7 protein-coding genes and 1 pseudogene are annotated in these 6,517 nt (G+C 68.0%); 1 reads left to right on the forward strand and 7 read right to left on the reverse strand.

Annotated elements, in window-relative coordinates:
* Nucleotides 1–539: DUF5666 domain-containing protein (locus DQP57_RS25885; RefSeq protein ID WP_112635700.1), on the forward strand; the 539-nt coding region annotated here is incomplete at its 5' end.
* Between the two features lie 24 nt (nucleotides 540–563).
* On the opposite strand, the gene DQP57_RS25890 is transcribed toward DQP57_RS25885, so the two are convergent.
* From DQP57_RS25890 to DQP57_RS25920, 7 genes and pseudogenes are all read right to left on the reverse strand, one after another.
* Complete coding sequence (locus DQP57_RS25890) at nucleotides 564–911, reverse strand: metal-sulfur cluster assembly factor (protein ID WP_112635702.1); 348 nt, start codon at nucleotides 909–911, stop codon at nucleotides 564–566.
* Nucleotides 889–1,375, reverse strand: a pseudogene (gene sufU, locus DQP57_RS25895) (Fe-S cluster assembly sulfur transfer protein SufU); the annotation flags it as partial. The pseudogene sufU and the gene DQP57_RS25890, both read right to left, overlap by 23 nt.
* Nucleotides 1,372–2,631, reverse strand: a complete 1,260-nt coding sequence (locus DQP57_RS25900; protein ID WP_112635706.1) for a cysteine desulfurase — start codon at nucleotides 2,629–2,631, stop codon at nucleotides 1,372–1,374. The pseudogene sufU and the gene DQP57_RS25900, both read right to left, overlap by 4 nt.
* A gap of 1 nt (nucleotide 2,632) precedes the next feature.
* Nucleotides 2,633–3,415 carry a Fe-S cluster assembly ATPase SufC gene (gene sufC, locus DQP57_RS25905; protein ID WP_112635708.1) on the reverse strand — a complete coding sequence of 261 codons (783 nt, stop codon included), beginning with the start codon at nucleotides 3,413–3,415 and terminating at the stop codon, nucleotides 2,633–2,635.
* Nucleotides 3,412–4,605 carry a Fe-S cluster assembly protein SufD gene (gene sufD / locus DQP57_RS25910; protein WP_112635710.1) on the reverse strand — a complete coding sequence of 398 codons (1,194 nt, stop codon included), beginning with the start codon at nucleotides 4,603–4,605 and terminating at the stop codon, nucleotides 3,412–3,414. The genes sufC and sufD overlap by 4 nt, the downstream gene beginning before the upstream one ends.
* Nucleotides 4,605–6,053 (reverse strand): Fe-S cluster assembly protein SufB, encoded by a 1,449-nt coding sequence (gene sufB, locus DQP57_RS25915; RefSeq protein ID WP_112635712.1) that lies wholly within the window; start codon nucleotides 6,051–6,053, stop codon nucleotides 4,605–4,607. The genes sufD and sufB overlap by 1 nt, the downstream gene beginning before the upstream one ends.
* On the reverse strand, nucleotides 6,050–6,517 hold a 468-nt coding region (locus tag DQP57_RS25920), incomplete at its 5' end, for a helix-turn-helix transcriptional regulator (protein ID WP_430920235.1). The genes DQP57_RS25920 and sufB, both read right to left, overlap by 4 nt.

The raw sequence follows: 6,517 nt of genomic DNA on the forward strand, positions 1-6,517 counted from the left end.
ACGTCGAGGGCATGGTGCAGTCGAATTCGGGTGGCACGGTCGCACTTCGGACGCGGACCGGCTCGGCGACGGTGAACTACACGCCCCAGACCCGGGTCGTCGACGTCACCCCGGCCAAGCTGGCCGATGTGACGCCCGGCAGTTGCGTGAACATTAAGGCCACCCCGCAGAGCGCGCCGCCGCCGGGTGCCATCACGGCGCAGGCGGTGACCGTCACCCCATCCGTGGACGGGAAATGCCCTCCACCCGCCGGGTTCTACGGCACGGTCGCCTCCGTCTCGGGCAACACCATCGCCGTCAACGGTCTGGGCCCCGGCGGCCCGGGCGCCTCCACCAACGTGACGGTCGCCGGCTCGACGTCATACCAGCGGCAGGTCCCCTCGGACACCCAGGCGATCACCAACGGTAAATGCATTGGGGCACAAGGGACTCAGGACGGCGGCGTCTTGCACGCGACGATGATCAGTGTGGAGACCTGCCCGCCGATGGGGCACCCGCACCACCACCTGCATCTGCCGCATCTCCCGTTCCACATCTAGTGGCCTGGGAGCGAAAAGCCTTGCTCAGACGGTGAAGCCGAGCGCACGCAGTTGCTCGCGGCCGTCCTCGGTGATCTTGTCCGGCCCCCACGGCGGGTTCCACACCCAGTTGATCCGCAGGTCGTCGACGAGGCCGGCGCCCACCAGCGCGCTGCGCGACTGGTCCTCGATGACATCGGTCAGCGGGCAGGCCGCGGAGGTCAGCGTCATGTCGATCAGCGCGACGGTCCCCTCATCACCCGCCTCGACGTTCAGGCCGTAGACCAGTCCCAGATCGACGACGTTGATGCCGAGTTCGGGGTCGACGACGTCGCGCATCGCCTCCTCGAGGTCGGCGAGGAATTCCTCGTCCTGCGCGGTGGTTTCGCTCATCTCCTGACCTCCTCGAAGTCCGTAGCCGCCTTGGCCAACGCATCCTTGAACGCCATCCATGCCAACAGCGCGCATTTCACCCGCGCCGGGTATTTGGCCACCCCGGCGAACGCGATCCCGTCGCCCAACACGTCCTCGTCACCCTCGACGGTGCCACGCGAGGACACCATCTCGGTGAAGGCGGTGACGGTCTTGAGCGCGTCGCCGACGGTGTGCCCGATCACCTGCTGGGTGAGCACCGAGGTCGCCGCCTGGCTGATCGAGCAGCCCTGCCCGTCGTAGGACACGTCGGCGACGGTGTCGCCGTCGTCGGACAGCGCGACCCGCAGGGTGACCTCGTCACCGCAGACCGGGTTGACGTGAAACACCTCGGCGCCGAACGGTTCCCGCAGCCCGCGGTGCTGCGGGTGCTTGTAGTGGTCCAGGATCACGTCCTGATACATCTGCTCGAGCCGCAACGTCAGCCTTTCCCAAAGAAATCCAGAGCACGCCGCACGCCGGCGATCAGACGCTCGACCTCCTCGGCGGTGTTGTACACCCCGAAGGACGCCCGGGCGGTGGCCGCAATGCCGAACCGGCGATGCAGCGGCATGGCGCAGTGGTGACCCACCCGCACGGCGATGCCCTCGTCGTCGAGCACCTGCCCGACATCGTGGGCGTGCACGCCGTCGACGACGAACGACACCGGCGAGGCGCGGTTCGCCATGGACGCCGGCCCGACGATGCGCACGGCGTCGATGCCGGACAACCCGTCGATGGTCGCGGCGACCAGCTGATGCTCGTGGGCCTGCACGGCCTCCATGCCGAGGGCGCCGAGATAGCGGGTGGCCGCGCCGAGCCCGACCACCTGCGACGTCATCGGGCTGCCGGCCTCGAACCGCTGCGGCACCGACGCGTAGGTGGACGTTTCCATGGTGACGGCCTCGATCATCGAGCCGCCGGTCAAAAACGGCGGCAGGTCCGACAACACCTCGCTGCGGCCGTACAACACACCGATACCGTTGGGGCCCAACATCTTATGTCCGGAGAATGCGGCGAAGTCGACGTCCAGCGCATGGAAGTCGACGGGCTGGTGCGGCACCGACTGGCAGGCGTCCAGCACGGTCAGCGCGCCCACGGCCCGCGCCCGGCTGACCAGTTCGGCCACCGGGGCCACCGCACCGGTCACATTTGAATGATGGGTGAAGGCGACGACTTTGACGCGTTCGTCGAGCTGCAGCGAGTCGAGGTCTATGCGCCCGTCGTCGGTGGCGCCGTACCACCGCAGGGTCGCCCCGGTGCGCCGGCAGAGTTCCTGCCACGGCACCAGATTGGCGTGGTGCTCGAGCTCGGTGGTGACGACGACGTCGCCCGGTCCGACCGCGCGCTCGAAACGCTTGTCGCCCAGCACGTACGAGATCAGGTTGAGCGCCTCGGTGGCGTTCTTGGTGAACACCAGCTCGTGGGCGTCGGCGCCCACGAACGCGGCGATGTCGGCGCGCCCCTGCTCATAGGCGTCGGTGGCCTCCTCCATCAGCTGGTGCGCGCCGCGGTGCACGCTGCCGTTGGAGGTCAGCAGGAACTCCCGTTCGGCGTCGAGTACCTGGAGCGGGCGCTGCGACGTCGCACCGGAATCCAGATAGGCCAACGGGTTTCCGCTGCGCATGACCCGCTTGAGGATCGGGAAGTCGGCACGGATGGCCGCGACATCCAGAGATGAGGCCGCCGCAGGTGTAGCCATGTCAGGCCCCGGCGGCCGCCGCTTGGGTGAAGCGGACGTAGCCGTTCTGCTCGAGTTCGTCGGCCAGCTCGGGACCGCCGGATTCGGCGATGCGCCCGCCGACGAACACGTGCACGTATTCGGGCCGGATGTAGCGCAGGATGCGGGTGTAGTGGGTGATCAGCAGCACGCCGCCGTGCTCTGCCTCGGCGTATCGGTTCACGCCCTCGCTGACCACGCGCAGGGCGTCGACGTCGAGCCCGGAGTCCGTCTCGTCGAGGATGGCGATCTTGGGCTTGAGCAGTTCCAGCTGCAGGATCTCGTGGCGCTTCTTCTCACCGCCGGAGAAACCCTCGTTGACGCTGCGCTCGGCGAATGCCGGGTCGATCTCCAGCGAGCCCATCGCCGCCTTGACCTCTTTGACCCAGTGCCGCAGTTTCGGGGCCTCACCGCGCACGGCGGTCGCCGCCGAGCGCAGGAAGTTCGACACCGAGACGCCGGGCACCTCGACGGGATACTGCATGGCCAAGAAGATTCCGGCCCGGGCGCGCTCGTCGATGCTCATCGTCAGCACGTCCTCGCCGTCCAGCGTGATGGAGCCCGACGTCACCGTGTACTTGGGGTGACCGGCAATGGCGTAGGACAGCGTCGACTTGCCCGACCCGTTGGGGCCCATCAACGCATGCGTCTCACCGGATTTCACCGTCAGGTCGACGCCGTTGAGGATGGGGATCTCGCGCTCGGACTCGGCCGCGTTCGGGTTGACGACGCTGACGTGCAGATCTTTGATTTCCAGAGTGGTCATGAGGCTGTTGTTTCCGTCTTTTCCGTTAAGGCCAGTTCGTGTTCGATGGCTGCGGTCAGGCGCTCCCGGATCTCGGGCACCGCGATCTTGGAGATGATTTCGGCGAAGAAGCCGCGGATCACCAGGCGCCGGGCCTGCTCCTCGGGGATGCCGCGGGAGCGGAGGTAGAACAGTTGCTCGTCGTCGAAACGGCCGGTGGCACTGGCGTGTCCGGCGCCGACGATCTCGCCGGTCTCGATCTCCAGGTTGGGCACCGAGTCGGCGCGCGCCCCGTCGGTGAGCACCAGGTTGCGGTTCACCTCGAACGTGTCGGTGCCGGTCGCCTCGGCCCGGATCAGCACGTCGCCGATCCAGACGGTGTGCGCGTCGGGCAGCGCGGAGTCCGGATCGCCTTGCAGCGCACCCTTGTACAGCACGTTCGACTTACAGTCGGGCTGGGCGTGATCCACCAGCAGCCGCGACTCCAGGTGCTGGCCGTCGTCGGCGAAGTACAGGCCCAGCAGCTCGGCGTCCCCGCCCGGGGCGGTGTAGCGCACGTTGGCCGTCAGCCGCACCACTTCACCGCCGAGCGTGACGGCGACGTGGCGCAGCACCGCGTCCTTGCCCAGCTTGGCGTGGTGCATGCTGACGTGCACGGCGTCGTCGGCCCAGTCGGCGAGCCACACCACGGTGAGCCGTGCGGCGTCGTCGACGACGAATTCGACGTTGTCGGCCAGGGTTCCGCTGCCCCGGTGATCGATGACGACGACGGCCTCGGCGAGCTCGGCGACCCGGACCTGCAGGTGCCCGTAGGCGACCGCGCCCTCGCCGGGTCCGGTGACGGTGATGCCGACCGGCTCGGCGATGCGGGTGCCGCGCTCGACGGTGACCAGGGTCGCGGAGTTGAACGACGAAAACGCTTGCGCGGCAACCCGGTCGGTGGGCACACCGGCCTGGCCGAGCCGCTCGTCGCCGCGGGAGACGGTCTCGACCCGCAGGCCGGGCTGCTCGGCGACGCTGATCCCGGCCTTGCCGGTGGCGCGCGCCGAGCCGTCGTGCAGGCCGCGCAGCCGGCGCAGCGGGGTGAACCGCCAGATTTCGTCGCGGCCGTGCGGGACCTCGAACGCGTCCACGTCGAACGAGGAGAAGACCTCGCCCTTGTTGGCCGCGGTGAGGGCTGAACCCTCAACCGCTTCGGTCAGATTCGTCACTAGCCGACCGCGCCTTCCATCTGCAGCTCGATCAGCCGGTTGAGCTCAAGCGCGTACTCCATGGGCAGCTCTTTGGCGATCGGCTCGACGAAGCCGCGGACCACCATGGCCATCGCCTCGTCCTCAGTCAGGCCGCGGCTCATCAGGTAGAACAGCTGGTTCTCGCTGACCTTGGACACGGTGGCCTCGTGGCCCATGGTGACGTCGTCCTCGCGGATGTCGACGTAGGGGTAGGTGTCGCTGCGGCTGATCGTATCCACCAGCAGCGCATCGCATTTCACGCTGGAACGCGATCCGTGCGCGCCCTTGTTCACCTGGACCAGGCCGCGGTAGGAGGTGCGGCCGCCGCCGCGGGCCACCGACTTGGACACGATGTTGCTCGACGTGTTCGGCGCCAGGTGCAGCATCTTCGCGCCGGTGTCCTGGTGCTGGTCTTCGCCGGCGAAGGCGACCGAAAGCACCTCGCCCTTGGCGTGCTCGCCGGTCATCCAGACCGCCGGGTACTTCATGGTGACCTTCGACCCGATGTTGCCGTCGATCCACTCCATGGTGGCGCCGGCCTCGGCGCGGGCCCGCTTGGTGACCAGGTTGTAGACGTTGCCCGACCAGTTCTGGATCGTCGTATAGCGAACGCGCGCATTGGGTTTCACGATGATCTCGACCACCGCCGAGTGCAGTGAGTCCGACTTGTAGATCGGCGCGGTACAGCCCTCGACGTAGTGCACGTAGGAGCCCTCGTCGGCGATGATCAGCGTCCGCTCGAACTGGCCCATGTTCTCGGTGTTGATCCGGAAGTAGGCCTGCAGCGGGATGTCGACGTGCACGCCCTTGGGGACGTAGATGAACGAGCCCCCACTCCACACCGCGGTGTTCAGCGCGGAAAACTTGTTGTCCCCGGCGGGGATCACGGTGCCGAAGTACTCCTGGAAGATCTCCGGGTGCTCGCGCAACGCCGTGTCGGTGTCCTGGAAGATGACGCCCTGCTTTTCCAGGTCTTCACGGATGGAGTGGTAGACGACCTCGGACTCATACTGCGCCGCGACGCCGGAGACCAGCCGCTGCTTCTCGGCCTCCGGGATGCCCAGCCGGTCGTAGGTGTTCTTGATGTCCGCCGGCAGGTCGTCCCACGTCGCCGCCTGCTTCTCGCTGGAGCGCACGAAGTACTTGATGTTGTCGAAGTCGATGCCGTCGAGGTTCGAACCCCAGTTCGGCATCGGCTTGCGGTCGAAGATGCGCAGCGCCTTGAGCCGGGTCTGCAGCATCCACTCGGGCTCGTTCTTCTTCGCCGAGATGTCGCGGACGACGGCCTCGGACAGCCCGCGCTGGGCACTGGCGCCGGCGAGGTCGGAGTCCGCCCAGCCGTAGCCGTACCGCCCCAGGGAGGCGATCGCCTCTTCCTGGGTCAACGGCGCGGTAGCCGTCTTGCTGGCCTCGGGGGTGAGGGTCATCGAGACGCTCCTTTGATGCTCGTGGTGTCGGTCGTGTGGCGCGGGCTGGGCGCCGTGGATGCCTGGGTCAGGGGTACGTGCGTCGTGCAGGCGCAGTTGCCGTTGACGATGGTCGCCAACCGCTGGACGTGAGTGCCCAGCACCTCGGCCATGGCCTGCTGTTCGGCGTCGCACAGCTCGGGGAATTCCTCGGCCACGTGCGACACCGGGCAGTGGTGCTGGCAGATCTGCACGCCGTGGATCGGCCCGCCGACCTGCGTGGTGGTGGTGACGTAGCCGGCCTTGGTCAGGGCGGTGGCGATCCGGTCCGCGGCCGCCTCGACGTCGGTGTCCGCCGCACTGGCGGCCGCGGGGACGTCGGCCAGGATGGTGTCGATCCGCCGCCGGGCGAACGCCTGCACGGCCTCTTCGCCGCCGATCTCGCGGAGTTGCCGCATGGCCGCCGCCGCCAGGTCGTCGTAGGC

The organism is Mycobacterium colombiense, assembly GCF_003284935.1.
Lineage (GTDB): Bacteria > Actinomycetota > Actinomycetes > Mycobacteriales > Mycobacteriaceae > Mycobacterium > Mycobacterium arosiense_A.